Genomic DNA, 23,937 nt, shown 5'->3' with positions numbered 1-23,937 from the left:
GCCGGCGCTCTGCCGGCCTGAACACCGCAATACGGCAGCGGCCCCGATGGAATGCATCGCGGCCGCTGCCGTATTGCGTCGTGCTGCTCTGGTGGCGCTAGGCCAGTGCCCGGAGCAGCTGTGCGACAAGTGCCGAAGGATCAACGGTCTCCAGCGCAAACACTGAACGCCCGCGAGAGGCGAGCACTTCGCGATCCCCGCGTGCCTGTGCCGCAATCAGCGTTGCAAACCCTGAGTCCGCGCCCGGGATCGCTACGTCTTCACTGCTCCCACCGCTGAGCTGCAGGAACGAGCCAAGCGCCGGGCCACCCTTGTGAAGCTGCCCCACTGAATGCAGGTAGCGTGGGCCCCAGCCGAGCGCCACGGGTACCTCAAACTCTTGCGCGAGCGCGTCTCGCAGGCGCTCGAGCTCAGCCGCATACGGAGCGGTGGGATCGAGATAGGCCTGAATTGCGAGGTATCCGTTCGCGGGCACGGATGCGCGCAGAGCCGCGAGGAGTTCCGCGCAGTCACCGGGGCCGGGAACGACAGGACTCGCGAGCAGCCGAGCGGGGAGATCCACGATCCTTGACCCCGGTGTGGTTCCGTCCGAATCATTGCTCTGGGTAAGCACCGCGCGCGCCGCAACCTTTGCCGATTCAACATCGGGCTGATTGAACGGATCGATGTTCATGAGATGGCCGAGGAGTGCCGTCGCGGTCTCCCACAGCAAAAGCTGTGCGCCCAGGCCGCCAGCGACCTGGAGTTCCGGTGCGTTCGGCCCGGACTCTGGTGCGGCACCGGCCTCGCGTACGAGCACGCGGGTGAGGTTCGCGGGGTGAGTGCCAGCCTCGGGCGCCCCAGCATGCAGCGCTATCGGTAGCACTCCGTAGCCCGACTTGCCTGTCGACTCCGCGACGAGCTGCTCGACCCAGGTGCCGAGGCCCCACGCCGTGTCCGCACGCTCGATGATCCCCAGCACGTACTCTTCCGGAAGGTCCGCATGGATCGCGGCGGCCAGTTGCAGTGCAGGATTCTCCTGCGAGTCCTCAAGCAGGAATGGGCGCAGCGCGCACGCTTCAGCGAGGAGCGCCCGCACGTCGATTCCCGCGAGCGCGGTCGGCACTAGGCCGAAGGCGGTCAGGGCAGAAAACCTACCACCGACGTCGGGGTCTGCATAGCACACCCGCTGTCCGGCAGCGCGCGCAGCAGCGGCGAGCGGGGAGCCGGGATCCGTGACCACGATAATGCGCTCGGCCGGATCCAGTCCGGCAGCGGTGAACGCGGCCGTGAACGCAGCACGGTGGCTCTGCGTCTCAATGGTGCTTCCGGATTTTGAGCTCACCACAACGAGTGTTCTGCTGAGATCCGAACCGAGCGTCTGGGCGATGAATGCCGGGTGGGTTGAATCGACGACGGTGAGTGGCCGGCCGGCCCAGCGCGCAATCACCTCTGGGGCGAGGCTCGATCCACCCATGCCGCACAGCACCACGCGGTCCAGTCCGAGCGCATCGAGCTCTGCGCGGATGTCCTCCGCCGCAGCGATTGCCGAGAGCGCGTTCCGCTCAAAATCAGTCCATCCCAGTCGATACGCGGCTGAAGAGGTTGCGGGCCAGAGGGTGGTGTCTCGGGCGAACAGGCGGCTTGCCGCTCGATCCGCGACGAGTGCCGCCATGGTTGCTGCGTACCGGGCCGGGGGCTGCGCAATCGTCACGGTGAGCGGGGCCGAGGCGCGCATTAGGCAACCGCCTCCTCGAGGGCGCTCGCAACCGTGGCGCACAGCTCATCCCACGAGGCGTCGAACTTCGCGAGTCCTTCCGATTCAAGCACCTCAGTCACTGCAACGTAGTCGATGCCGAGTCCGTCAAGCGTGTTGAGTACCTGGTTGGACTCGAGGTACTGCGTCGTGACGGTATCGCCGCGAATCTCACCGTGGTCGGCTAGCGCCTCCAGCGTTGCTGCGGGCATGGTGTTCACCGTGCCGGAGGCGACGAGCTCAGTAACGTAGAGCGTGTCCGGGAGCTTCGGGTTCTTCACGCCGGTGGACGCCCAGAGCGGGCGCTGCGCTTGTGCTCCGAGCGACAGGAGCATCTGTGCTCGCTCGCTGTTAAACGTCTCTGCGTACACCTCGTAGGCGAGCCGCGCGTTTGCGATCCCTGCCTGGCTCTCAAGCGCGAGCGCCTCGGGGGTGCCGAGCGCGGCGAGGCGGGCGTCGACCTCAGTGTCGAGACGCGAAACGAAGAAGGATGCGACCGAGTGAATCTCGTTCAGGTTCTTTCCTGCGGCGCGAGCGAGCTCGAGGCCAGTCAGGTACGCGTTGATGACCTGGCGGTAACGCTGAATGCTGAAGATCAGTGTCACGTTCACGCTGATTCCCTCGGCAATCAGTGCGGTAATTGCGGGAAGCCCCTCGGTCGTCGCGGGCACCTTGATCATGGCATTCGGGCGATTCACCCGGGCCCAGAGTTCCCGGCCTTGTTGGATGGTGCCCTCGGTGTCGCGTGCGAGTCGCGGCTCAACCTCGATCGACACACGGCCGTCAGCGCCGCCGCTCCCCGTGTAGGTCTCGGCAAAAAGGTCACACGCGTCGGCAACGTCGCTGGTGGTGAGCTCGATAATTGTCTCCGCGACCCCGAGCCCCCGGGCGGCACAAGACGCGATGCGCTCTCCATAGCCGACGCCACCCGCGAGAGCCGACGCAAAGATCGTGGGGTTCGTGGTGACCCCGACGACGTTGTGGCTCGCGCGTAGCGCGCTGAGCTCCCCGCTCTCGATCCGGCTCCGGGAAAGATCATCAAGCCAGATGCTGACGCCGGCCTCGCTCAGGTCGGCGGTGGGGGAGTTCGTCATGGTGGGTGCTCCTTGAAATCGTGTGGGGCGGGGCGCCGGGTCTTGTGAACCCGGGCACCCCGCCAAGATGCGCTCGGGACTAGGCCGCGAGCGAGGCGCGAGCCGCGGAAACAACGGCCTCGGTCGTGATGCCAAACTCGCGGAAGAGGGTCTCGAAGTCGGCCGAGGCGCCGAAGTGCTCGATCGAGACAGAACGACCGCGGTCGCCCACGAAGCGCTCCCAGCCCAGGCTGAGCCCTGCTTCGACGCTGACGCGAGCCGTGACGGCCGCGGGAATCACGCTGTCTCGGTACTCCGTAGTCTGCTCGGCAAACCACTCGAGGCAGGGAGCGGAGATCACGCGTGCTCCCACGCCCTCCGCAGCCAGGCGTTCCCGGGCTTCAACGGCGAGCTGCACCTCGGATCCGGTGGCGATCAAGAGCACATCGAGCGAGTCAGTGGGCGTGTCTGCGAGCACGTAGGCGCCGCGACGCACGCCTTCCGCTGCCTGCTCGGGCGTGGCGAAGTCGCCACCGCGGGGGAGTACGGGCACGTTCTGGCGAGTCAGCGCCAGGCCTGCGGGGCCGGCGTGACGCGTGAGAATCTCGTGCCAGGCAATCGACACCTCGTTGGCATCTGCGGGGCGCACAACCGCCAGGTTCGGGATCGCACGGAGCGTGGCGAGCTGCTCGATCGGCTGGTGGGTGGGGCCATCCTCACCCAGTGCGATGGAGTCGTGCGTCCACACGAACACGCTCGGAACGTTCATCAGCGCAGCGAGGCGCACGGCGGGCCGCATGTAGTCGCTGAAGATGAGGAAGGTGCCACCGTAGCTGCGCGTCTTGCCATGCAGCTGGATGCCGTTCAGAATGGCACCCATCGCGTGCTCGCGGATGCCGAAGTGCAGCACGCGACCGTAGGGGTCGCCTGACCAGGTGCTGGTCGAGTGGCCAGCCGGTACGAACGACGGAACCCCGGGAATGGTCGTGTTGTTTGAGCCCGCGAGGTCAGCAGAGCCACCCCACAGCTCGGGCATGATCGGACCGAGCGCGGCGAGGACCTTCCCGCTCGCTGAACGGGTGGCCACGCTCGCGCCTGGCTCGAACGTCGGAAGCGCCTCAAGCGCGCCCTCGGGCAGCTCCTGCGCCTCGACGCGATCGAAGAGCGCCTTCCGCTCGGGGTTGGCCGCAGCCCAGGCGTCAAAACTCTGCTGCCACTCTGCGCGGTGCGCGGCTCCGCGATCCGCGGCCTTACGCGTGTGGGCGATGACCTCGGGGGCGACAGCGAAGTGCTCCGCGGGATCGAAACCGAGGGCCTCCTTCAGGCCGGCGAGTTCCTCTGCGCCAAGCTTTGCGCCGTGGATTCCGCCCGTGTTCTGTTTGCCGGGGGAAGGCCAGCCGATGATGGTCTTGAGGATGATGAGGCTCGGCTTCGTCGTTTCGGATTTCGCCTCCTCGATCGCGCGGTTGAGCTCCGCGAGATCCTCGACGTATGCGCCCGTCTTCTTCCAGTCGACCTCGATGACCTGCCAGCCGTAGGACTCGTAGCGCTTCGCAACGTCCTCGGAGAACGAGATATCGGTGTCGTCCTCGATGGAAATCTGGTTGGAGTCGTAGATGGCGATCAGGTTGCCGAGCTCCTGGTGCCCCGCGAGTGAGGACGCCTCGCTCGTCACTCCCTCCTGCAGGTCGCCGTCGCCGGCCACGACGTAGATGAAGTGATCGAACGGGCTCGTGCCCGGCGCGGCCTCGGGATCGAAGAGACCGCGCTCGTAGCGGGCGGCATAGGCGAAGCCCACGGCGGAAGCGAGCCCCTGGCCGAGGGGGCCAGTGGTGATCTCAACGCCGTCGGTGTGACCGTACTCGGGATGACCGGGCGTCTTTGAGCCCCAGGTGCGGAGCGCCTTCAGGTCGTCGAGCTCCAGGCCATAGCCGCCCATGTAGAGCTGCACGTACTGCGTGAGTGAGGAGTGGCCCACAGAGAGGATGAAGCGGTCGCGGCCCACCCATCCGCTGTCGCTCGGGTCGTGGCGCATCACCTTCTGGTGCAGCAGGTACGAAACGGGTGCGAGGCTGATCGCCGTACCGGGATGCCCGTTCCCGACCTTCTCAACGGCATCCGCCGCGAGGACGCGCGCGGTGTTGACCGCGAGATCGTCGATTTCATCCCACTGCAATTCGATTCCCAAGACTGACCTTTCATTGGGGAAGAAGATACGGAGGCGCCGCCCGGCGGTCCACGGACAATCCTAGCCGGAAGGGGGTACCATGGGGGGGTGATGTCCACGCAGATCCCCACGCAGGAAGCGCAGCCCCGCCGCTCATTCGGTCGCACCGTCAAGAACTACGTTGCGCTGACCAAGCCACGAGTGATGGAGCTACTGCTCGTGGTCACCGTCCCCGCGATGATTCTCGCGCAGGGAGGGCTGCCGAACCTGTGGTTGGTACTCGCCACGCTTATCGGCGGTGCGATGAGTGCCGGGTCTGCGGGAGCGTTCAACTGCTACATCGATCGCGACATGGACCGCAAGATGAAGCGCACGGAGAACCGGCCGCTCGTCACCGGCGAGATCTCCGATCGCAATGCGCTGGTGTTCGCCTGGGTACTCGGTGCGCTCTCCGTGGTCTGGCTGTTGGCCACCACGAACTGGCTCGCTGCGGCACTCTCGGCCGCCGCGATCTTTTTCTACGTGGTCATTTACACTCTGCTGCTCAAGCGGCACAGCGAGCAGAACATCATCTGGGGCGGCATCGCCGGCTGCTTCCCCGTGCTCATCGGCTGGGCCGCAGTGACGGGTTCACTTGACTGGCCAGCCTGGGTCTTCTTCCTCATCATCTTCCTCTGGACTCCGGCGCACTACTGGCCGCTCTCCATGCGGTACCGCGACGACTACGCTGCAGCGGGGGTACCGATGCTCGGCGTGGTGCGCGGGCGCGCCACCGTCGGCCTGCAGGTGATCCTCTACGCGTGGGCGACCGTCGTGTCGAGCCTCCTGCTGATCCCCGCCCCAGGCATTGGCTGGCTGTACACGTCCGTCGCGCTCCTCGCTGGTGGCTACTTCATCCTCCAGTCGCACCGCCTCTACGGCAGCGCAATTCGTGGTCAGGAGGGAAAGCCGATGCAGGTGTTCCACGGCTCGATCACCTACCTCTCGGTACTCTCGATCGCAATCGCGGTCGACCCGCTCCTCCCGTTCTAAGAACGGCGAGTCGTCGTCGTGACGGAGCAGAGCTCCGGCGAACGAGTTGCGCTACCGCAACGACCACTTTCACGTCGCAGCGTGGTGATCGCCTCGTGCGCTGCGGGAGCGCTCGTACTTGGCGCTGGCGTTGCGAGCGCGGTGGTGCTTCGCGAGTACTCGCAGGAGACCGAACGTTTGTGTGCGGCCGCGCTGAGCGAGTACCGTGAGCTGCTCAGCACGGAGCTCAGCGGCGCGCGGGGCGACGCAGCGACCGCGATTGCGTCCGCAACGCCGGCCGAGCTCGCTGCCGCGGTGGCCGGGGCGAGTGACATCGCCCCCTCGCGGGCGGTGCAGGATGGGGTCGATGCGACGGAGCGCGCGCTCGACGACGCGAGTGAGGTGCGTGTGAAGCCAGCGTGCACGGACCGCAGCCAACTTGCCGCACTGGCAACAACGAAGAGCGAGGCGGAGGACCTCATCGCGGGGCTCACAACCGCTACGACTGCGCTCACTGACGAAGTGCGCGTGTTCAGCGCGGCGGAGCAGCAACGGATCGACGCCGCACGATCCCGGGCAGATGCAGAGCGACGCGCGAAAGAAGCAGCCGAACGCGAAGCTGCTGCCGCTGCGGAGGAAGCAGCGTTGGCCGAGCAGAACCAGCTCGTCGAGGAACCCGCCCAGGAGTTTGTGCCGGGCATGGGTGAAGGAGAGTGGCTGTCCGGCCCCGAACTCGCCGAGTCGCTCGAAGTCACCTGGGACCCGAGTGCCGGGCATGACAACTACCTGCCGAACACGCAGCCTGGCGGCGGCGGGGATGGGAGCGGCGGGCAACCCTGGTAGGGCCGCCCGCCCAACCGCGACTAGGCGCGCTCGGTGACCGGCGCCACCCGTTGGCGGGTTTCGACGAGCGCGAGGAAGAGCCCAGCGGCCAACAGGCACGCGAGCACCATGTGGATGCCCACAAGGATCGGTGGAAGCGCCATCCGTGCCTGGAGCACGCCGACAATGATCTGCGCGATCATTACCACGATTGACCAGCCTGCCCAGCGAGCGACGCGGTAGGCGCGCTCGCTCCGGGCCAGGAACACCGTTACTGCTGTGAAGAGCAGCGTGCCGTACGCGGCGACCGCGTGCACGGTCTGCAGCGCTTCGGAATCAAGTCCATTGCGAGCGGCTCCGCCGTCTCCGGCGTGCGGGCCCGAGCCCGTGGTGAGAATGCCGAGAACGACCGCGACGAAGCCAAAGATCCCTGCGAGCCACACGGTCTGCAGCAGGGGAGCGGACACCGAGAGACGACGCGGACCCGGGCCGCTGTACACGCGGAGCACGAGCAGAGCAGCGAGCATGACGAGCACCACGCTCGAGAGGAAGTGCAGCCCGACCACGTAGGGGTTCAGGCCAGTGAGTACCGTGATGCCGCCAATGATCGCTTGGATGAATACACTCAGTGCGGGCACCACGGTAAGCCAGAACAGGTCACGGCGCTGCTTGCGGAAGCGCCACACGGCGATGACCGCGAGGATCGCAACGATCTCCAGCAGGAAGAACAGCGTCCGGTTACCGAACTCGATGTAGGAGTGGATGCCCATCGCTGGGTTGTTGACGAAGGACTCGTCGGTGCACTTGGGCCAAGTATCGCAGCCCAAGCCAGAGCCGGTGAGACGCACGGCGCCGCCGGTCGCAACGATCAGCACCTGCGTGGCAAAGACCCACCAGGCGAGCGCCCGGACGCGGGAAGTCACCCCATCGGGCATCCAGCCGGAGAACCGGCGTGCTGTGGTCGCTTCGGTCGTGGTGGCGCTGGACACCGGGGCTCCTCTCGGGTGCCTCTCAGAGGTTGCTGAGGCGCTGCGCGCGCCCCTCCCGAAACCGGGTTAAAACCTGTAGAATGAGAAGCTGTGGTTGCGTACGGCGAACCCGGGTCAGGTGCAGGGCACCGGATCGGTTCCGTCCGAAGCCCAGACTACTGCACCGCTGCAGGGAACCCGATGCGTGCACTCCGCACCTCGCGAGCCGGATTCTCCGGATTTGCGCTGGGTTGCCCGGCGAGACGAATAATGAGGGAGGGATCATGCCGGAGGTATTGATCGACCGGCCCGAGCTTGAAGGCTTGGGTCAGTACGAATTCGGCTGGCACGACAGCGATAAGGCTGGCTCGGAAGCGAAACGCGGCCTGAGCGAGCAGGTCGTGCGCGAGATTTCGGAGCTCAAGAATGAGCCCGAGTGGATGCTGCAGCGTCGCCTGAAAGCTCTGCAGATCTTTGGTCGGAAGCCGATGCCCGCGTGGGGCGCGGATCTCTCCGGCATCGATTTCGACAACATCAAGTACTTCGTGCGCTCCACGGAGAAGCAGGCAACCTCCTGGGAGGAACTGCCTGAGGAGATCAAGGAGACGTACGAGCGGCTCGGCATCCCCGAGGCTGAGCGCCAGCGCCTCGTTGCCGGCGTTGCTGCGCAGTACGAGTCGGAGGTTGTCTACCACCAGATCCGCGAGGATCTGGAAGAGCAGGGCGTCCTCTTCCTGGACACGGACACCGCGCTCAAGGAGCACCCCGAGATCTTCGAGGAGTACTTCGGTACGGTCATCCCGTCGGGTGACAACAAGTTTGCCGCGCTGAACACGGCCGTCTGGTCGGGCGGCTCGTTCGTGTACGTCCCCAAGGGTGTGCACGTAGAGATCCCGCTCCAGGCCTACTTCCGTATCAACACGGAGAACATGGGCCAGTTCGAGCGCACGCTCATCATCGCCGACGAAGGCAGCTACGTGCACTACATCGAGGGTTGCACGGCTCCCATTTACAAGTCGGACTCGCTGCACTCGGCCGTGGTTGAGATCATCGTGAAGAAGAACGCGCGCGTTCGCTACACGACGATTCAGAACTGGTCGAACAACGTGTACAACCTCGTGACGAAGCGTGCGATCGCTGAAGAGGGCGCGACCATGGAGTGGGTCGATGGCAACATCGGCTCGAAGGTCACGATGAAGTACCCGTCGATCTACCTCACGGGCGAGCACGCCAAGGGTGAAACGCTCTCCGTCGCGTTCGCTGGCCCCGGTCAGCACCAGGACACCGGCGCGAAGATGATTCACCTCGCACCGCACACGAAGTCCTCGATCCTCGCGAAGTCGATCGCTCGCGGCGGCGGCCGTAGCGGCTACCGAGGTGAGGTTCGTGTTGAGGCCAACGCGCACCACGCAGCTAACTCTGTGGTCTGTGACGCGCTGCTCGTCGATACGATTTCTCGTTCGGACACGTACCCCGCGATTGACATCCGCACCGATGATGCAACCCTCGCGCACGAGGCCACCGTCACCCGCGTGAGCGAAGAGCAGCTCTTCTACCTCATGAGCCGCGGCCTCTCGGAGGAGGAGTCGATGGCGATGATCGTTCGCGGCTTCATCGAGCCGATCGCCCGTGAGCTCCCGATGGAGTACGCACTCGAGCTGAACAAGCTCATCGAGATGAGCATGGAAGGATCCGTCGGTTAACGATGACAACGCTTCAGACTGAACAGCACGGCGCAAAGGCGCACAGCGATGGCGATTGGGAGAACCGGGTCCCGGTTCAAACTCGTTCGGACCGCCTGAAGTCGGCGAATATTGCTGACTTTGCAGACGTCACGGGCCGCGAGGTGAACTGGAAGTACACTCCGGTCGCCGAGCTCGCTGAGCTTCTCTCCGGCGAACTCGCTGATGGGGCCTCCGCGCTTGAGATCTCGGAGGCCGAGGGCGTCGAGGTCACCTCGGTCCCCATGGACTCCGAGCTCGTTGGCCGCGGTGGACTTCCCGAAGACCGCGCCGCAGCGAACGCGTGGGGCCAGGCCGGAACCGCGCAGCGTATTCTCCTCACGAGCGAGGAGCGTCAGACGGTCACCGTGAAGCGCACCGCGCTCACGAGTACACCGACCGCAGCGCACACGATCATCGAGGCGGCCGCGCAGGCGAACGCCCTCGTGATTCTCGAGAACACGGGCGACGCGAACCTGACGGAGACCGTTGAAATCGTGGTCGGCGAGGGCGCAAACCTCACCGTTGTTTCGCTTCAGGAGTGGAACGAGGGCGCCGTTCACCTCGCGAGCCACAATGCGGTTGTTGCCCGCGACGGCAACCTCCAGCACATTGTGGTCTCGCTCGGCGGCAAGATCGTGCGGGTCAACCCCTCGATTCACCTCGATGGTCAGGGCGCGAACGGTGAGGCCTACGGTGCTTACTTCGCAGACGCCGGCCAGCACCTTGAGCACCAGGTCTACATCGACCACAATGCGCCTCACACCCGCAGCCGTGTCGCCTACAAGGGTGCACTGCAGGGTGAGGCCGCGCACGCGGTGTGGATCGGCGATGTGCTGATTCGTCGCGTCGCGACGGGAACGGACAGCTACGAGGAGAACCGCAACCTCACGCTCACCGAGGGCACCCGTGCAGACTCGATCCCGAACCTGGAAATCGAGACCGGTGATATCGAGGGTGCCGGTCACGCCTCGACGACGGGCCGTTTCGACGAGGAGCACATCTTCTACCTCCAGAGCCGCGGTATCTCTGAGGATGAGGCACGCAAGCTTGTGGTGCGCGGCTTCCTCTTCGAGGTCATCCAGCGCATCGGAAACGAGCAGATCGAAGAGCGCCTCCAGGCCGCAATTGAGGCCGAGCTGCAGCAGAGCGTGTTGGCGTAATGTCCCGAATGAAGGCGCTCGATTTGAGCGATCTTGTGCAGGACCAGGCGACCCGTGTCGTCCTGGACGGCGTGCCGATGGCCGTCGTTCTGGACGGCCAGGGCGTCGTCCACGCCATTGGCGACGTCTGCACGCACGGCGACATCAGCCTCTCCGAGGGCTTCGTCGAGGGTGACACACTCGAGTGCTGGGCCCACGGCTCCGCATTCTCGCTGTGCACCGGCAAGCCGCTCAACCTCCCGGCCTACGAGCCGGTACCCGTTTACGTCGTCGAAATCGAAGACGGCGTCGTATACATTGATCCCCACGTTACGAAAGAGATTGCCGTATGACTTCTGTGCTTGAAATCAAGGACCTGCACGTCAGCGTTGAGACTGAGCAGGGCCCCAAGCCCATCCTCAAGGGTGTGGATCTCACGATCCGCAAGGGCGAGACGCACGCGATCATGGGCCCCAACGGCTCGGGCAAGTCGACGCTCGCGTACGCTGTCGCCGGCCACCCCCGCTACGAGATCACCAGCGGGCAGATTCTGCTCGACGGTGAGGACATCACCGAGATGGGTCCCGACGAGCGCGCACAGGCGGGTATGTTCCTCGCCATGCAGTACCCCGTCGAGATCCCCGGTGTGACGAACGCGAACTTCCTCCGTACCGCGAAGACGGCAATCGACGGCGAAGCGCCCGCGATCCGCTCGTGGATGGGCGAGGTGAAGGAAGCCATGGCGAACCTGCGCATGGATGAGTCCTTCGCGTCGCGCAACGTGAACGAGGGCTTCTCGGGTGGCGAGAAGAAGCGCAACGAGATTCTTCAGCTGGAGCTCCTCAAGCCGAAGTTCGCTGTGCTCGACGAGACCGACTCCGGCCTCGACGTTGACGCGCTGAAGATCGTCTCGGAGGGCGTCAACCGTGCCAAGGAGAACACCGGTCTCGGTGTACTCCTGATCACGCACTACACCCGCATCCTGCGGTACATCAAGCCCGACTTCGTGCACGTCTTCGTCAACGGTCGCGTTGCCGAAGAGGGCGGCCCGGAGCTCGCCAACCGTCTTGAGGAAGAGGGCTACGACCGTTTCCTCGAGACTGCGTAAGGCGTAGGCTGATCGCATGAGCGAGGAAGCAGCAGTCGTTCCGCAGTCCATCGACCCGGAGTTTCGTGAGCAGGCGCTCGATGCGTTGAAGAACGTATCGGACCCTGAGCTTGGTGTGAACATCGTCGACCTCGGCCTGATCTACGATCTCGCCTTCGACGAGGAGCACGATGCGTTGGTCATCAGCATGACCCTCACGAGCGCCGGCTGCCCGCTCACTGACGTCATCGAGAACGACATCGCAGAGGCGCTGGACGGGCTCGTGACGGCATTCCGCATCAACTGGGTGTGGATGCCGCCGTGGACGCCGGAGCGGATCACCGACGACGGCCGGGATATGATGAGAGCTTTGGGCTTCTCGATCTAACCCGATCGCACCACGATGGTTCGGCCCGGGGCAGGGTTCTCCTGCCCCGGGCCGAACCGCGTGCTGGCCCAGGCTTCACACGCGGAGCCCGCACGCTACTACAGAAGAAGAAGGACCCATGATTATCGTCGAGGATCTCGCCATCGACGTTGGCGCGCGTCGACTCATGTCGGGCGTGAACTTCCGGGTGAACCCCGGTGACAAGATTGGCCTCGTCGGCCGCAACGGCGCGGGCAAGACGACGCTGACGCGCACGCTCTCGGGTGAGCTACAGCCTGCTGAGGGAAAGATCACCATCTCGGGGGAGCTCGGCTTCCTCCCGCAGGACCCGCGCACGGGAGATCCCGAGCAGATTGCGCGGCACCGGATCCTCGATGCGCGCGGCCTCGGCACACTTCAGCAAAACCTCGCAAAGGCCTCATCGGACATGGCGTCCGACGACCCCGCTGTTGCCGAGAAGGCAATGAAGCGCTTCGGCAACTTGACCGATCGCTTTCAGGCGCTGGGCGGCTACGCGGCGGAGTCTGAGGCAGCGTCGATCTCGCACAACCTCGGCCTGCCCGATCGTATTCTCGATCAGCCGCTCAAGACCCTCTCCGGCGGTCAGCGTCGTCGTATCGAGCTCGCCCGCATTCTGTTCTCCGATGCGGACACGATGATCCTGGACGAGCCCACGAACCACCTTGACGCTGATTCAATCGTGTGGCTGCGCGAGTTTTTGAAGACCTACAAGGGTGGCGTGATTGTAATTAGCCACGACATCGATCTTGTGGGAGAGACCGTCAACCGTGTCTTCTACCTGGACGCTAACCGCCAGGTCATCGATGTCTACAACATGGGTTGGAAGCTCTACCAGCGCCAGCGCGCCGCCGACGAAGAACGTCGTCGCAAGGAACGCGCGAACGTGGAGAAGAAGGCCTCCGCACTCAAGGACCAGGCCGCAAAGTTTGGTGCAAAGGCGTCGAAGGCGGCCGCTGCGCACCAGATGGTGGCGCGCGCCGACAAGATGCTCTCAGGCCTTGAAGAAGTGCGCCAGGTCGAGCGCGTGGCGAAGTTGCGCTTCCCCGATCCTGCGCCCTGCGGCAAAACCCCGCTGATGGCCGAGGGGCTCTCGAAGTCCTACGGCTCGCTCGAAATTTTCGCGGGCGTTGATCTCGCGATCGATCGAGGCTCAAAGGTGGTAATCCTGGGGCTGAACGGCGCCGGCAAGACGACACTGCTCCGCCTGCTTGCTCAGGTCGACGAGCCGGACACGGGTCAGATCGTCGCGGGCCATGGGCTCAAGGTCGGGTATTACGCGCAGGAGCACGAGACGCTTGACGTGAAGGCGAGCGTCCTGCAGAACATGATCTCGGTGTCGCAGCACCTCACCGAGATGGAAGCACGCAAGGTGCTCGGTTCGTTCCTCTTCACCGGCGACGATGTGCACAAACCCGCCGGTGTGCTCTCGGGCGGTGAGAAGACCCGCCTCGCCCTTGCAATGCTGGTCGTCTCAAGCGCCAACGTGCTGTTGCTCGACGAGCCGACGAATAACCTCGACCCCGCGAGCCGCGCGGAGATCCTCGACGCGCTTGCGCACTTCACCGGCGCCGTCGTGCTGGTTTCGCACGATGCGGGTGCCGTCGAGGCCCTCAACCCCGAGCGTGTGCTCATCATGCCCGAGGCAACCGAGGATCACTGGTCGAAGGAATACCTCGAGCTCATCGAGCTCGCATAACCGACTCGCATAGCCGACGAGTCATGCACAAGGGGGCGTGCCCGGGAGATTTTCCCTGGGCACGCCCCCTTGTGCATTGCGCGGCGCCTACCCGAGAAGCGCGTCCTCGATATCCGCGTCGCTCGGCCCACGGCGCTTCTTTCGTTCGGCGGCGCGGCGATCCTGCGCCTGAACAAGCCCGCTGTCCGCATTGAGGCTGCGATACTCACGGCGCGCGGCGATGATGACCCCGATGCTGGCGATGATGATGAAAACGTACCACTGCAGCGCGTAGGAAAGATGCGGCCCCTCGTCGCGCTCTGGCTCCGGGGGGAGCACGCCGTGCTCACCCGCGGGATCCTCTGAGACGAGCATGCCGTACGCGCCCGTGTACGCGTCCGCTTCGGTGCCGGTGAGCCGGGCGAGCTCGGGGAGCTCGATGCTGGCCACGGTGATGCCGACACTCGAACGACCCGCGATCTCGGGTTCGGACGCGCGCAGGCGCGCCTCTACCCGCACCGGCCCTTCTGGCGGAGCGGGGAGATCGGCGAGCTTCACCTCACCGCGCTCCGCGGCGCCACCGTCGGCGTTGACCCAGCCACGATCCACGAAGAACACCTCACCGTCATCGGTGCGGAACGCCTGAATGAGATCCGAGCCGACTCCTCCGGGGCCCGGTCGATTTCGTGCGAGGAAGGGGTCGCCCTCGTACTCGCCGCTCACCCAAACGGTGCGCCACTTTTGGCGGTCGGAGTCAAATGATGAGGGCTCGGGAAGCTCTTCGGCGAGCGGAGCGGCCTCGGAACCGTAGTTCGTGTCGAGCCGTTCGATCTCAGCGCGCGCCTCGGCGCGTCGTTCGAACTGCCAGTTGCCGAGCAGCACGCACGCGACGGAGAAGATGATGAGCATGGTGAAATAGCCAAACCAGCGTCCAGAGCGCAGGAATGACCACCCCACGGCGGGGGCGGCGGGGGAGTGATCGGTGGGTGGCAGCTGCGGCATCTCGTCCTCAGTCGTCAAGCTCGGTCACGGGCACGACCTCAAGCGGAAAGTCGCGTGCGGCGAGGAAATCGTGCAGTGTCTCGCGGTGCGCCTCGCACGCGAGCCAGGTCTTTCGTCGGTCGGGCGTGTGGATCTTCGGATTGCGCCAGTGGATCGCCCAGCTTGCCTCGTCCCGGCACCCCGCGCGCGAGCAGCTGAAGCGATGCTCCGGGGGAAGTCCCAGCGTGACGTGGGGGTTCACGATCCCGCTCATCCCTCGGCCCCGCCGTTCGCAGTTGGGTCATCCGGTGAGCCCGAGCTGCTCGCTCGGCGCGTCGGTTCGACATCGATCACGATGACTTCTGGCGCAACCGTGTCGCCGCGCTGATCGGGATCGGGTTCGGCCGACGCGAGCTGCAGCGGTTCCGGCGCCTCGGGCGCCTCACCCTCGCCGTGCGCAACGGCGTTGCCCACCATGACGGCGAACCAGGGGAGTAGCACGGCGCCCGCGGCAACGAGCAGGATCCACCACCCACGCACCCAGAAGAGCGACACGACGCACAGTACGCGGAGCACCATCGCGATGAAATACATTCGCATCCGATGGGCGCGATCGTCAGCCGGGTTCACTCCTGCTGACGTGACGCTCACACTCTTGGCCATGCGCTCCCTCTCCGGTCCAAGGGACAAGCCTACGCTGCCCAGCTGAACCCCAGCGCATTCCCGCCCGGCAGCGCGTCCCCGGGATGCGGTATGCGCCCTCCCGTAGGCTTGAGAGCAACTGTCAGGACGGAAGGACCCCCATGACCACCTCGCGCACCGTACTCATCACCGGCGGCAACCGCGGCATTGGCTACGCCATCGCTGAGCGGATGATCGCCGACGGGCACCGTGTCGCCGTCACCTCCCGCTCGGGTGAAGGCCCCGCCGGTTCGCTCACCGTGCGTGCCGAGATGACCGATGCTGCCTCGATCGACGCCGCATTCACCGAGGTCGAGGCCCAGCTCGGCCCCGTGGAGGTTGTGGTGGCCAACGCGGGCATCACGAAGGACACGCTGCTGCTCCGCATGACGGAGGAGGAGTTCACCTCGGTGATCGACACGAACCTGACCGGCACCTTCCGCGTGGTAAAGCGCGCCGCAAAGGGGCTGCTGAAGGGACGCTTCGGTCGCGTGATCCTGATCTCGAGCGTAGTCGGGCTCTACGGCGGGCCCGGCCAGATCAACTACTCCTCTTCCAAGGCGGCGCTCGTTGGCTTTGCGCGCTCCCTCACGCGCGAGCTGGGCAGCCGCGGCATCACGGCCAACGTCATCGCCCCGGGCTTCATCGAAACCGACATGACGGCAGAGTTGCCTGAGGCACAGCAGCAGCAGTACCTCGGCTCGATCCCTGCCGGGCGTTTCGGTCAGGTTGCCGAGATCGCAGGCGCCGCCTCGTTCCTCGCAGGTGATGACGCGGCGTACATTTCCGGCGCGGTGATCCCGGTTGACGGTGGCCTGGGGATGGGCCACTAATCTGCTGAACACCCCTGTTCACGCGGGTGGGGCGAGCGTAGCCTGAGTGTATGAACACTCACGCACATCATCGCAGCCTCACCCGCGTCGCCGTTGACGCTCAGGCTCTGGCCGAGCTGTACGCAGCGCCGGAGATTCTGCGCGTCGTGAACGTCTGGGACCCCGTCAGCGCCCGGGTCATCGCTGAACTCCCCGGCACGCGCGCCATCGCCACCGCAGGGCACGCAATCGCGGCGAGCCACGGCTACGGCGACGGCGAGCAGATCCCGCTCGAACTCATGCTCGCGGCGATTGAACGGATCACCGAGGTTGTTGATCTTCCGGTCACCGCGGACCTCGACGGCGGGTACGGGGACGCCGGCGAGACCGTGCGCCGCGCGATTGGCGTGGGAGCTTCGGGCGCCAACATTGAAGACCAGCTGCTGCCGCTCGACGCTTCGGTGGCGCGGATGCGCGCAGCGGTGCGCGCGGGTCGCGACGAGCACGTCGCCTTTGTGCTCAATGCACGCACCGATGCTCTGGTGCGCGCGGGCGACCGCCCCCGCGCAGACTCGATTGCGGATGCGATCAAGCGCGGCCGGGCCTATCTTGCTGAGGGCGCCAGCTGCGTCTTCGTTCCCGGCGTGCTCACGCGCACGGAGACCGAGGACCTCGTCGCGGGCATCGGCGAGCGTGCGATCAGCGTGATTGGCCTCCCCGGCGCGCTCTCGGCTGCGGAGTACGAGGCCCTCGGGGTTGCGCGAATCTCCTACGGCCCGGCGCCGCAGAATGTCGCGCTCACCGCCCTCAAGCGTCTGGGCGAGAGCCTGCTCGACGCCGGCGTGATTCCCGCGGATACCGAGCAGCTCAACAACTTCTAGCTTGGAGAACCGTGCCCGAACTGTCCCCGCGCGGGGACGGCGCCTGGCGCTACGCGGTGAGCTGATCGAGGAGCGGGATCGCGGCTGAGAGGTCGTGCTCAATCGACACGTCCGCCTGCTCTCGCACCACGGGCTTCCCGTTGAACGACACGCCGATGGCGGCGACGCGCATCATCTCGAGGTCGTTCGCGCCATCGCCGATCGCAACGGTCGCGGAGAGCGGGATGCCTGACTCCGCCGCCCACTCGCGCAGCGCGGTGGCCTTGGCGGCTGCGTCGATAACGGCTCCGACAGTGCGGCCCGTGAGCACGCCGTCCGCGAGCTCCAGGCGGTTTGCGCGCCAGAAGTCCAGGCCAAGATCCTTCGCGAGCGGGTCGAGGACCTCGTGGAAGCCGCCCGACACGACGGCCACCTTGCCGCCCCGCTCGTGCACCGCGGTGATCAGTTCACGGATGCCGGGCGTGAGCCGCACCCGCTCGTAGGTCTCCTGGAAGACGGACTCCGGCGTGCCGGCCAGCGTGGCCACCCGCTCACCAAGGCTCGCCGAGAAATCGAGTTCACCGCGCATGGCGCGCTCGGTGACCGCCGCAACCTCTTCGCGGGTCCCGGCGACGTCTGCGATCAGCTCGATCACCTCGTCCTGAATGGTGGTGGAATCACAGTCGAGCACTACAAGCGGTGTCACGGTCATGCGCTCCAGTTTAGGCACTCCGCGGTGCGTGGCGTGGCGCGCTCCGCGGCATGGCGCACTCGCTAGGCTGGGCCTATGGTCAATGTGCTGCGCCTCACCGATGTGTCTTATGTGCGCGACCGCCGCCCGATCCTTGACGGGGTCTCCTGGTCGGTCGATGAGTCCGAGCGGTGGGTGATTCTCGGCCCGAACGGCGCGGGCAAGTCCACGCTACTGAAGCTCGCCACCTCTGCAGACCACCCCACCCGGGGCACGGTTGAGGTGCTCAGCGAACAGCTCGGCAAGGTGGACGTGTTCGAACTGCGCAACCGCATCGGTTTCGTTTCCTCCGCAACCGCCCGCCGCATCCCGCCCACGGAGACCGTGCGAGACATCGTGCTCACTGCCGCGTACGCGGTAGAGGGACGTTGGAACGAACAGTACGAGGACATGGACGTGCGACAGGCCGATCGCGTCCTCGCGGAGTGGGATCTCGCCCATCTCGCAGACCGCATCTTCGCCACACTGAGCGACGGTGAGCGCAAGCGCACACTCATCGCGCGTGCGGTCATGACGGACCCCGAGATGCTGCTGCTCGACGAGCCGAGCGCCAGCCTGGATCTCGGCGCACGTGAGCGCCTGCTGCAGATGCTCTCCGGTTTCGCCGCGTCGCCCGCGTCGCCCGCAATGGTGATGGTGACGCACCACGTCGAAGAGATTCCGCCCGGCTTCACTCACGTCCTCATGCTCCGCGACGGCAAGATTCAGGCCGCCGGACCCGTCGCCGACACGCTGACGGCAGATAACCTCGAGGCCACCTTCGGGATGGCATTCGACCTCACGGTGAGCGGCGGTCGCTACGCGGCTGTGGCGCGTCCCTGATCTCAATCGCGATAAACACCGCCCTCGTCTGCTAAAGTGGATCCTTGGCGCGGTAGTACCGCAAGACTTCGGTGCGCTGAGCGCATCATCATCACGCGAAAATAAGGACACTCATGAAGACCGACATCCACCCCGAGTACAACGCAATCGTGTTCCGCGACCTGGCGTCGGGGGAGACGTTCCTCACTCGCTCCACGCTGACCAGCGAGAAGAGCATCGAGCTCGACGGCGTCACCTACCCCGTTCTCGACGTCGAAATCTCGAGCGCTTCGCACCCCTTCTACACGGGCAAGCAGCGCATCATGGACTCGGCCGGCCGCGTCGAGAAGTTCAACCAGCGCTTCAAGGGCTTCGGCGCCTAAGCACTCGGTACACAACGGGCGGCCCGGATCGAAAGATCCGGGCCGCCCGTTGTCGTGTGTGGGGCCGTAGCCTGTGGGCGCGTGGCCGGTGCCGGCACGCGCCTGGCGCTGTGCGTGCGGGGGAGTGGCCCGGCCTGCGCCGACCGGGCCACGCGCGCCTAGCGAATCGGCCAGCGTCCGTCCGCGACGAAGTGCGGATCGCGCTGGCGCCGCATGTAGTCCTGGAAGCTCGCGGCCTGCGCTGCTGCCCAACCCACCTGCGCGGCGTGCAGCTGCTCGAGATCTTCAGGAATCACGTCGGCGTACTTCCGGGCGAGCACCTGCAGTACCCGGCCCGAGGCGATCGCGTCGTCACCGGCGTCGTGCGCGTTCCCGAGTTCGACGCCATGGTGTGCGGCAACTGCCTCGAGCGTGCGCTTGCCCTTGCGGTAGCGATCAAGCTGCTTGTCGAGGATGAGCGGGTCGATTACGGGTGAGATCGTCTCCGGAAGGGGTACACCGTGACGTCGCGCCTCCGCCTGCAGCAGCGTGAGGTCATACGGGGCGTTGTACGCGACGATCGGAAAGCCGCGCTCAATCATCTCGAGCAACTGCGCCACGATCTGCTGCACGCCCACGTTCGCGGCGATCCCGCTTGAGCGCGCGATCTCGGTCGTGATGCCGTGTACGCGTGCAGCTGCGTCCGGGATCTCAACGCCGGGATCGAGCAGCCAGTCGTATCGTTCGGCGACTTCACCGCCGGGCCCAAGCAGGGCGATCGTCGCGCTGACGATGCGCGCCTCGGCGGTGTCGATGCCGGTGGTCTCCGTGTCGAACACGGCGAGGTTCGCGGCCCAAAGGGGGAGTTGCGCGGTCACGGCGCTCCTTTCGTTTCCCTCGATGCTACCGAGCATCGCCACAGTGTGCCTCGCCGCGCGCCCGCGTGGCCTAAGGAGCCTGTCAGCGGCCGCCAGTAAGATCGCTTCGTGAGCATCGCCCCCGTTTCCTTTTCCGAAGCGACGCTCGGGATCGATACCCGCGCGTGGCAGTACGGCGCGCCCGAAGGGCCCACGCTGATCCTCGTCCACGGCTTCCGTGGTGACCACCACGGGCTCGAGGGCATCGCCGTTCGCCTGGCCGAGCAGGCGCCCGAGCTGCGCATCATCGTGCCCGATCTGCCGGGCTTCGGGGAGACGCCCGCTGTGCCGGGCCGGACGCACGACATCGCCCTCTACGGCGAGTGGCTGCGCGCCTTCGCGGCAGCGGCCGCACCGACGGGATACGCAATCCTGGGCCACTCGTTTGGCTCGCTCGTCGTTGCCTCGGCGCTTGACGGGGGGCTGGACCCGCGACGCACGATCCTGATCAATCCGATCTCTGCCCCGGCCCTCGAAGGACCGCAGGCGCTCATGACGCAGCTTGCCATCGGCTACTACCGGGCGGCGGACCTGCTGCCGGAACGTGCGGCGCGCGGCCTGCTCGGCAATCCTGTGATCGTTCGCGTGATGAGCGAGGTGATGGCGAAGACGAGCGACCGCGAGCTGCGTGCGTGGATTCATGCGCAGCACGGCGCGTACTTCAGTACGTTCTCGGATCCGCGGACGCTGCTTGAGGCGTTCCGCGCGTCGGTCTCGCACACGGTCCCCGAGTTCGCTTCCGCGTTCACCGCGCCCACGCTGCTCATCGCGGGGGAGCGGGACGACATCACCCCGCTCGCGAAGCAGCTTGAACTGCAGCACCGCATTCCAGGCGCGCAGCTGGTCATTCTGCCCGGTACCGGGCACCTCGTGCACTACGAGGCAGTCTCCGAGGCGGTCGACGCCATCACTGAATTTCTGCGGGGGAGCGGCGCATGAGGGTCATTGAGATCACTGAGCTCGGGATCCCGGAGCTCGCCGACTACACACAGCTCACCGATGTCGCGCTGCGACGCGTGCGTGAGCCCGAGGAAGGTCTGTACCTCGCCGAGTCGCCGAAGGTCATCGAGCGCGCCCTGCGAGCGGGACACCAGCCGCGCTCGGTGCTTATCCTGCCCGAGTGGCTCGAAAAGATTGAGCCGCTGCTCTCCGATCATCCCGACGTGCCTGTGTATGTGGGGTCCTCAGCGCAGCTCGAGCAACTCACCGGTTTCCACATGCACCGCGGTGCGCTCGCTTCAATGCATCGCCCTGCGCCGCGTGACCCTGCAGAGCTGCTCCGTGCGTCGCGGCGAGTGGTGGTGCTCGAAGACCTCACCGATCACACGAACGTGGGCGCGATCTTCCGCTCGGTGGCCGCGCTCGGCGCCGACGCCGTTCTCCTGAGTCCTGCCTGCGCCGATCCGCTCTACCGTCGGGCCGTGCGCGTCAGCATGGGCGCGGTGCTGCAGGTACCCTGGGCTCGTTTGCCCGAGTGGCGTGAGGCGGGGCCGCTCTTCCGCGAGGAAGGGTATGAGCTCACCGCGTTCGCGCTGCGAGATGATGCGGAGGATCTCGCGGAGTACGTCGACGAGCTGCCCGAGCGACTCGCACTCATGTTCGGCACCGAGGGCGACGGCCTGAGTCGGCGCGCGCTCGCCTCCTCTGCGCGCTCGGTTGTGATCCCGATGGAGCACGGTGTTGACTCGCTGAACGTGGCCACCGCGGCCGCGCTTGCCCTGTGGGCGGTGCGTACGGGAGATCAACGCGCAGCGCGGGAGCCGCTGAGTGCGGCCGCGGCAGGGGAGGGGAGCCTCCGGTGACGGTGGCAGCCTCCGGCCCCGGGATCGTCGCGGGCGGGCGCAGCCGCGCGCTGTGGGCCACACTGTTCTGGCTCGCGGTGGGCATCGGCTCGTACGTGCTCGGCGTGCGCAATGCGCTCGGTCAGCGCGCGGAGAACAGTGTGCTCGACGCGGCGGAGTTCACCACGAATCCGCCGCCGCCGCTGAATCTTGTGTCGATTCCCACGGTCGCGCTCACGCTCGTGGCGATCGGGCTGCTCGCACTGTGGGCGCACGGAGTGAAACGCGCGTTCGTCGTCACGCTCGTGCCGGCTCTCGCGGTGATCGCCTCGCAGCTCTTGAAACTGCAACTGCTCACGCGGCCACAGCTCTTCGAGCTCGACGCGCCGAACACTTTTCCGAGCGGCCACATGACCGTGTTCACCGCAGTCGTGGGCGCGCTCATCTGGGCTGTACCCGCACGGATTCGATCGCTCGTAGCGCTCGCCGGCGCGGCGTTGCTCGGGGCGGTCGGCTGGCAGCTGCTCGCGTACGGCTGGCACCGCCCGAGCGACGTGTTTGGCGGGGTTGCGCTCGTGTGCTGTGTGTTCGCACTCGCTGGGCTCATTCGCCCCGCGCACACTCGGGGGCGCATGGCTGCAGGGCGCACGGTATCCGTGGGGCTCGCGCTCGTCGGTTGGATTGTGGCGGGCGCTGCGCTCGTGCTTGCCGCTCTCGCCGGCGTGCAGTCCAGCGCTGACCTCATGCTCAGTGCCGGAGAGTTCGGTGCGGTGGCGGCCGGTGCAATCGCTGCACGTTCGCTTCTGCGGCTGAGCGCCGGACAAGACTAAGCCGGGCACCGCCAGAGCCAACGGCGCCAGGGTCGACCGTCAGCACGAGCTGCGAGCACCCAGGCAACGAGGCGCGATGAGCGCTCCGTCACGTTATGTCAGCTTGTGCTGTGGTGGGTCACGGAGCGCGGGGGTGCGGCGTTAGGTGACACCGGAACCGGCACCGGCACATGTGCGGTCACCTGGCGCTGGCGGCTTCGTGGGGGTCGGTGTCTGCCTGAGCGCAGCTGAGTCGCCTGAGCGCAGCTGAGCCGCCTGAGTGCAGCCGGACCGTCGGTGCGCAGTAGACCATGCGAGCCCGCACCCACGCCCGCACACTACTTCGTTGATAATCTATATTATGTCAGCTCAAGCGGATTCAGTAACCTGTGGGGCCTCCCCGCCCGCCTCCTTGTGGACGTCGACTATGCAAGGTGAGCCTTGCCAAAGTTGCGGTTGAACTGGGGTTTAGTGCAGCCTCACCTTGCTTGCGCAAGTGTGCAAGCGGGTGCATACTGGTGTCAACGAAGCCACCCGGCGCAGCGAAGGAGTTTACAGATGACGCAGAGCACGGCAGCAACAATCCCCGTGGCTGGTGCTGTTCACGAGGCTGATCGCGCTTCCGGACGCGTGGGCGCAAAGCTCAACTGGCTCCGCGCGGGCGTGCTTGGTGCGAACGACGGCATCGTGTCCGTGGCGGGCGTGGTGATCGGCGTGGCCGCAGCGACGCCGGGCAACACCGTGGCGATCGCAAGCGCCGGCCTTGCGGCGCTGGTTGCAGGCGCCTTCTCTATGGCCGGCGGTGAGTACGTCTCCGTAAGCACCCAGCGTGACACCGAGCGCGCGTTGCTCGAACTGGAGCGTCGGGAGCTTGAGGAGATGCCGGACGCTGAGCTCGCCGAGCTGGCGGATCTGTATCGCCAGAAGGGCCTCTCCCCTGCGGTTGCGCAGCAGGTCGCCGAGGAGCTCACGGCGCACGACGCGCTCGCAGCGCACGCGGATATTGAGTTGGGAATTCGGCCCGACGAGCTGACGAACCCCTGGCACGCGGCGCTCTCGTCGTTCATCGCGTTCTTCGCTGGCGCGTTGATCCCGCTCGTGGTCATTCTCTTGCCGCTTGGTGATCCCGCGATCTGGGTGACCGTCGCCTCGGTGATCGTGGGCCTGGTGGCGACCGGCTGGATCAGCGCGGCGCTGGGCGAGGCCCCGAGGCGCCCCGCCATTCGCCGGAACGTGATCATGGGCTCGGCTACGATGGCCGCCACCTATCTGATCGGACTGATGTTTGGTGTCGCGGTGGGATAGCGCCACTGCTCCCCCGCGACTCGCAAAACAGACCGAGGCCCGACCCCGCACACGCGGGGTCGGGCCT

The 23,937-nt window shown here is 66.0% G+C and carries 25 protein-coding genes; 16 read left to right on the top strand and 9 right to left on the bottom strand.

Translation table 11 applies throughout. The features are described from left to right. Positions 1–97: 97 nt before the first annotated feature. The 3 genes from D3226_RS11525 to tkt form a co-directional block, all read right to left on the bottom strand. Entirely contained in the window at positions 98–1,717 is a 1,620-nt protein-coding gene (locus D3226_RS11525; RefSeq protein ID WP_202382748.1) for a glucose-6-phosphate isomerase, read from the bottom strand. Continuing rightward, positions 1,717–2,829, bottom strand: coding sequence for a transaldolase (tal, locus tag D3226_RS11520; RefSeq protein ID WP_202382747.1), 1,113 nt, complete (start codon positions 2,827–2,829; stop codon positions 1,717–1,719). The genes D3226_RS11525 and tal overlap by 1 nt, the downstream gene beginning before the upstream one ends. Before the next feature lie 79 nt (positions 2,830–2,908). Then, positions 2,909–4,996 (bottom strand): transketolase, encoded by a 2,088-nt coding sequence (gene tkt / locus D3226_RS11515; RefSeq protein ID WP_202382746.1) that lies wholly within the window; start codon positions 4,994–4,996, stop codon positions 2,909–2,911. Positions 4,997–5,086: 90 nt separating this feature from the next. On the opposite strand from tkt, the gene D3226_RS11510 reads away from it, so the two are divergent. Together D3226_RS11510 and D3226_RS11505 are read left to right on the top strand one after the other, a co-directional pair. Next, positions 5,087–6,007, top strand: a complete 921-nt coding sequence (locus D3226_RS11510) for a heme o synthase (RefSeq protein WP_202382745.1) — start codon at positions 5,087–5,089, stop codon at positions 6,005–6,007. Positions 6,008–6,088: 81 nt separating this feature from the next. Then, positions 6,089–6,829, top strand: coding sequence for a hypothetical protein (locus D3226_RS11505; protein WP_202382744.1), 741 nt, complete (start codon positions 6,089–6,091; stop codon positions 6,827–6,829). Between the two features lie 20 nt (positions 6,830–6,849). On the opposite strand, the gene D3226_RS11500 is transcribed toward D3226_RS11505, so the two are convergent. After that, positions 6,850–7,797: a COX15/CtaA family protein gene (locus tag D3226_RS11500; protein WP_202382743.1), complete on the bottom strand. Its 948-nt coding sequence runs from the start codon at positions 7,795–7,797 to the stop codon at positions 6,850–6,852. A gap of 263 nt (positions 7,798–8,060) precedes the next feature. On the opposite strand from D3226_RS11500, the gene sufB reads away from it, so the two are divergent. The 6 genes from sufB (at position 8,061) to D3226_RS11470 (ending at position 13,831) form a co-directional block, all read left to right on the top strand. After that, the gene (gene sufB / locus D3226_RS11495) at positions 8,061–9,479 is read left to right on the top strand and encodes a Fe-S cluster assembly protein SufB (protein WP_202382741.1); all 1,419 of its coding nucleotides are present in this window, start codon (positions 8,061–8,063) and stop codon (positions 9,477–9,479) included. A gap of 2 nt (positions 9,480–9,481) precedes the next feature. Further along, positions 9,482–10,660, top strand: coding sequence for a Fe-S cluster assembly protein SufD (gene sufD / locus D3226_RS11490; RefSeq protein ID WP_202382740.1), 1,179 nt, complete (start codon positions 9,482–9,484; stop codon positions 10,658–10,660). Further along, positions 10,660–10,992 (top strand): non-heme iron oxygenase ferredoxin subunit, encoded by a 333-nt coding sequence (locus tag D3226_RS11485; RefSeq protein WP_202382739.1) that lies wholly within the window; start codon positions 10,660–10,662, stop codon positions 10,990–10,992. Before sufD ends, D3226_RS11485 begins: the two co-directional genes overlap by 1 nt. Continuing rightward, positions 10,989–11,747 carry a Fe-S cluster assembly ATPase SufC gene (gene sufC / locus D3226_RS11480; RefSeq protein ID WP_202382738.1) on the top strand — a complete coding sequence of 253 codons (759 nt, stop codon included), beginning with the start codon at positions 10,989–10,991 and terminating at the stop codon, positions 11,745–11,747. The genes D3226_RS11485 and sufC overlap by 4 nt, the downstream gene beginning before the upstream one ends. A 16-nt stretch (positions 11,748–11,763) precedes the next feature. Beyond that, positions 11,764–12,114 carry a metal-sulfur cluster assembly factor gene (locus tag D3226_RS11475; protein WP_025132587.1) on the top strand — a complete coding sequence of 117 codons (351 nt, stop codon included), beginning with the start codon at positions 11,764–11,766 and terminating at the stop codon, positions 12,112–12,114. Positions 12,115–12,232: 118 nt separating this feature from the next. After that, on the top strand, positions 12,233–13,831 hold the full coding sequence (locus tag D3226_RS11470) for an ABC-F family ATP-binding cassette domain-containing protein (RefSeq protein ID WP_202382737.1): 1,599 nt from the start codon (positions 12,233–12,235) through the stop codon (positions 13,829–13,831). Between the two features lie 87 nt (positions 13,832–13,918). Here the strand turns inward: D3226_RS11470 and D3226_RS11465 are convergent, their stop codons facing one another. Genes D3226_RS11465 through D3226_RS11455 form a run of 3 tightly spaced genes read right to left on the bottom strand, consistent with a single transcriptional unit; the run spans position 13,919 to position 15,454 of the window. Next, the gene (locus tag D3226_RS11465) at positions 13,919–14,830 is read right to left on the bottom strand and encodes an SURF1 family cytochrome oxidase biogenesis protein (protein WP_237462796.1); all 912 of its coding nucleotides are present in this window, start codon (positions 14,828–14,830) and stop codon (positions 13,919–13,921) included. Then, positions 14,820–15,065: a hypothetical protein gene (locus tag D3226_RS11460; protein WP_202382736.1), complete on the bottom strand. Its 246-nt coding sequence runs from the start codon at positions 15,063–15,065 to the stop codon at positions 14,820–14,822. Before D3226_RS11460 ends, D3226_RS11465 begins: the two co-directional genes overlap by 11 nt. Beyond that, positions 15,062–15,454, bottom strand: a complete 393-nt coding sequence (locus D3226_RS11455) for a DUF3099 domain-containing protein (RefSeq protein ID WP_202382735.1) — start codon at positions 15,452–15,454, stop codon at positions 15,062–15,064. Before D3226_RS11455 ends, D3226_RS11460 begins: the two co-directional genes overlap by 4 nt. A gap of 140 nt (positions 15,455–15,594) precedes the next feature. Between D3226_RS11455 and fabG the strand changes: the two genes are divergently transcribed. Beyond that, positions 15,595–16,305: a 3-oxoacyl-ACP reductase FabG gene (gene fabG, locus D3226_RS11450; protein ID WP_202382733.1), complete on the top strand. Its 711-nt coding sequence runs from the start codon at positions 15,595–15,597 to the stop codon at positions 16,303–16,305. A gap of 50 nt (positions 16,306–16,355) precedes the next feature. Beyond that, a complete protein-coding gene (locus tag D3226_RS11445; protein ID WP_202382731.1) occupies positions 16,356–17,165 on the top strand; it encodes an isocitrate lyase/PEP mutase family protein in 810 nt (269 codons plus the stop codon). A gap of 49 nt (positions 17,166–17,214) precedes the next feature. On the opposite strand, the gene serB is transcribed toward D3226_RS11445, so the two are convergent. Further along, on the bottom strand, positions 17,215–17,856 hold the full coding sequence (serB, locus tag D3226_RS11440; protein ID WP_202382729.1) for a phosphoserine phosphatase SerB: 642 nt from the start codon (positions 17,854–17,856) through the stop codon (positions 17,215–17,217). A 75-nt stretch (positions 17,857–17,931) separates the two neighbouring features. Between serB and D3226_RS11435 the strand changes: the two genes are divergently transcribed. Next, positions 17,932–18,717 carry an ABC transporter ATP-binding protein gene (locus D3226_RS11435; RefSeq protein WP_202382727.1) on the top strand — a complete coding sequence of 262 codons (786 nt, stop codon included), beginning with the start codon at positions 17,932–17,934 and terminating at the stop codon, positions 18,715–18,717. A 113-nt stretch (positions 18,718–18,830) separates the two neighbouring features. Next, the gene (locus D3226_RS11430) at positions 18,831–19,079 is read left to right on the top strand and encodes a type B 50S ribosomal protein L31 (protein WP_202382725.1); all 249 of its coding nucleotides are present in this window, start codon (positions 18,831–18,833) and stop codon (positions 19,077–19,079) included. A 158-nt stretch (positions 19,080–19,237) separates the two neighbouring features. On the opposite strand, the gene D3226_RS11425 is transcribed toward D3226_RS11430, so the two are convergent. Further along, complete coding sequence (locus D3226_RS11425) at positions 19,238–19,936, bottom strand: exonuclease domain-containing protein (RefSeq protein ID WP_202382724.1); 699 nt, start codon at positions 19,934–19,936, stop codon at positions 19,238–19,240. A 108-nt stretch (positions 19,937–20,044) separates the two neighbouring features. Here D3226_RS11425 and D3226_RS11420 point away from each other — a divergent pair, with 108 nt between their 5' ends. The 4 genes from D3226_RS11420 to D3226_RS11405 all read left to right on the top strand — a co-directional run bounded on the left by D3226_RS11420 (position 20,045) and on the right by D3226_RS11405 (position 23,870). Next, positions 20,045–20,914 carry an alpha/beta fold hydrolase gene (locus D3226_RS11420; RefSeq protein ID WP_202382723.1) on the top strand — a complete coding sequence of 290 codons (870 nt, stop codon included), beginning with the start codon at positions 20,045–20,047 and terminating at the stop codon, positions 20,912–20,914. Continuing rightward, on the top strand, positions 20,911–21,777 hold the full coding sequence (locus D3226_RS11415; protein ID WP_202382721.1) for a TrmH family RNA methyltransferase: 867 nt from the start codon (positions 20,911–20,913) through the stop codon (positions 21,775–21,777). Before D3226_RS11420 ends, D3226_RS11415 begins: the two co-directional genes overlap by 4 nt. Then, positions 21,774–22,586 (top strand): phosphatase PAP2 family protein, encoded by an 813-nt coding sequence (locus D3226_RS11410; RefSeq protein WP_337248982.1) that lies wholly within the window; start codon positions 21,774–21,776, stop codon positions 22,584–22,586. The genes D3226_RS11415 and D3226_RS11410 overlap by 4 nt, the downstream gene beginning before the upstream one ends. Positions 22,587–23,123: 537 nt before the next feature. Continuing rightward, the gene (locus D3226_RS11405) at positions 23,124–23,870 is read left to right on the top strand and encodes a VIT1/CCC1 transporter family protein (protein ID WP_202382719.1); all 747 of its coding nucleotides are present in this window, start codon (positions 23,124–23,126) and stop codon (positions 23,868–23,870) included. The last annotated feature ends 67 nt before the right edge of the window (positions 23,871–23,937 follow it).

It is taken from the genome of Leucobacter chromiireducens subsp. chromiireducens, from assembly GCF_016758255.1.
Taxonomy (GTDB): Bacteria; Actinomycetota; Actinomycetes; order Actinomycetales; family Microbacteriaceae; genus Leucobacter; species Leucobacter chromiireducens.
Note: the sequence above shows the minus strand (reverse complement) of the source record. Positions and strands in the feature narration are given on the sequence as shown.

Coding starts and splice junctions, on each gene's coding strand:
- D3226_RS11460 (WP_202382736.1), bottom strand. CDS start 15,065: ATGAGCGGGATCGTGAACCCCCACGTCACGCTGGGACTTCCCCCGGAG.
- D3226_RS11525 (WP_202382748.1), bottom strand. CDS start 1,717: ATGCGCGCCTCGGCCCCGCTCACCGTGACGATTGCGCAGCCCCCGGCC.
- D3226_RS11510 (WP_202382745.1), top strand. CDS start 5,087: ATGTCCACGCAGATCCCCACGCAGGAAGCGCAGCCCCGCCGCTCATTC.
- D3226_RS11415 (WP_202382721.1), top strand. CDS start 20,911: ATGAGGGTCATTGAGATCACTGAGCTCGGGATCCCGGAGCTCGCCGAC.
- D3226_RS11485 (WP_202382739.1), top strand. CDS start 10,660: ATGTCCCGAATGAAGGCGCTCGATTTGAGCGATCTTGTGCAGGACCAG.
- sufD (WP_202382740.1), top strand. CDS start 9,482: ATGACAACGCTTCAGACTGAACAGCACGGCGCAAAGGCGCACAGCGAT.
- serB (WP_202382729.1), bottom strand. CDS start 17,856: ATGACCGTGACACCGCTTGTAGTGCTCGACTGTGATTCCACCACCATT.
- tal (WP_202382747.1), bottom strand. CDS start 2,829: ATGACGAACTCCCCCACCGCCGACCTGAGCGAGGCCGGCGTCAGCATC.
- D3226_RS11435 (WP_202382727.1), top strand. CDS start 17,932: ATGGTCAATGTGCTGCGCCTCACCGATGTGTCTTATGTGCGCGACCGC.
- D3226_RS11445 (WP_202382731.1), top strand. CDS start 16,356: ATGAACACTCACGCACATCATCGCAGCCTCACCCGCGTCGCCGTTGAC.
- D3226_RS11430 (WP_202382725.1), top strand. CDS start 18,831: ATGAAGACCGACATCCACCCCGAGTACAACGCAATCGTGTTCCGCGAC.
- fabG (WP_202382733.1), top strand. CDS start 15,595: ATGACCACCTCGCGCACCGTACTCATCACCGGCGGCAACCGCGGCATT.
- D3226_RS11475 (WP_025132587.1), top strand. CDS start 11,764: ATGAGCGAGGAAGCAGCAGTCGTTCCGCAGTCCATCGACCCGGAGTTT.
- D3226_RS11470 (WP_202382737.1), top strand. CDS start 12,233: ATGATTATCGTCGAGGATCTCGCCATCGACGTTGGCGCGCGTCGACTC.
- D3226_RS11455 (WP_202382735.1), bottom strand. CDS start 15,454: ATGGCCAAGAGTGTGAGCGTCACGTCAGCAGGAGTGAACCCGGCTGAC.
- sufC (WP_202382738.1), top strand. CDS start 10,989: ATGACTTCTGTGCTTGAAATCAAGGACCTGCACGTCAGCGTTGAGACT.
- D3226_RS11405 (WP_202382719.1), top strand. CDS start 23,124: ATGACGCAGAGCACGGCAGCAACAATCCCCGTGGCTGGTGCTGTTCAC.
- sufB (WP_202382741.1), top strand. CDS start 8,061: ATGCCGGAGGTATTGATCGACCGGCCCGAGCTTGAAGGCTTGGGTCAG.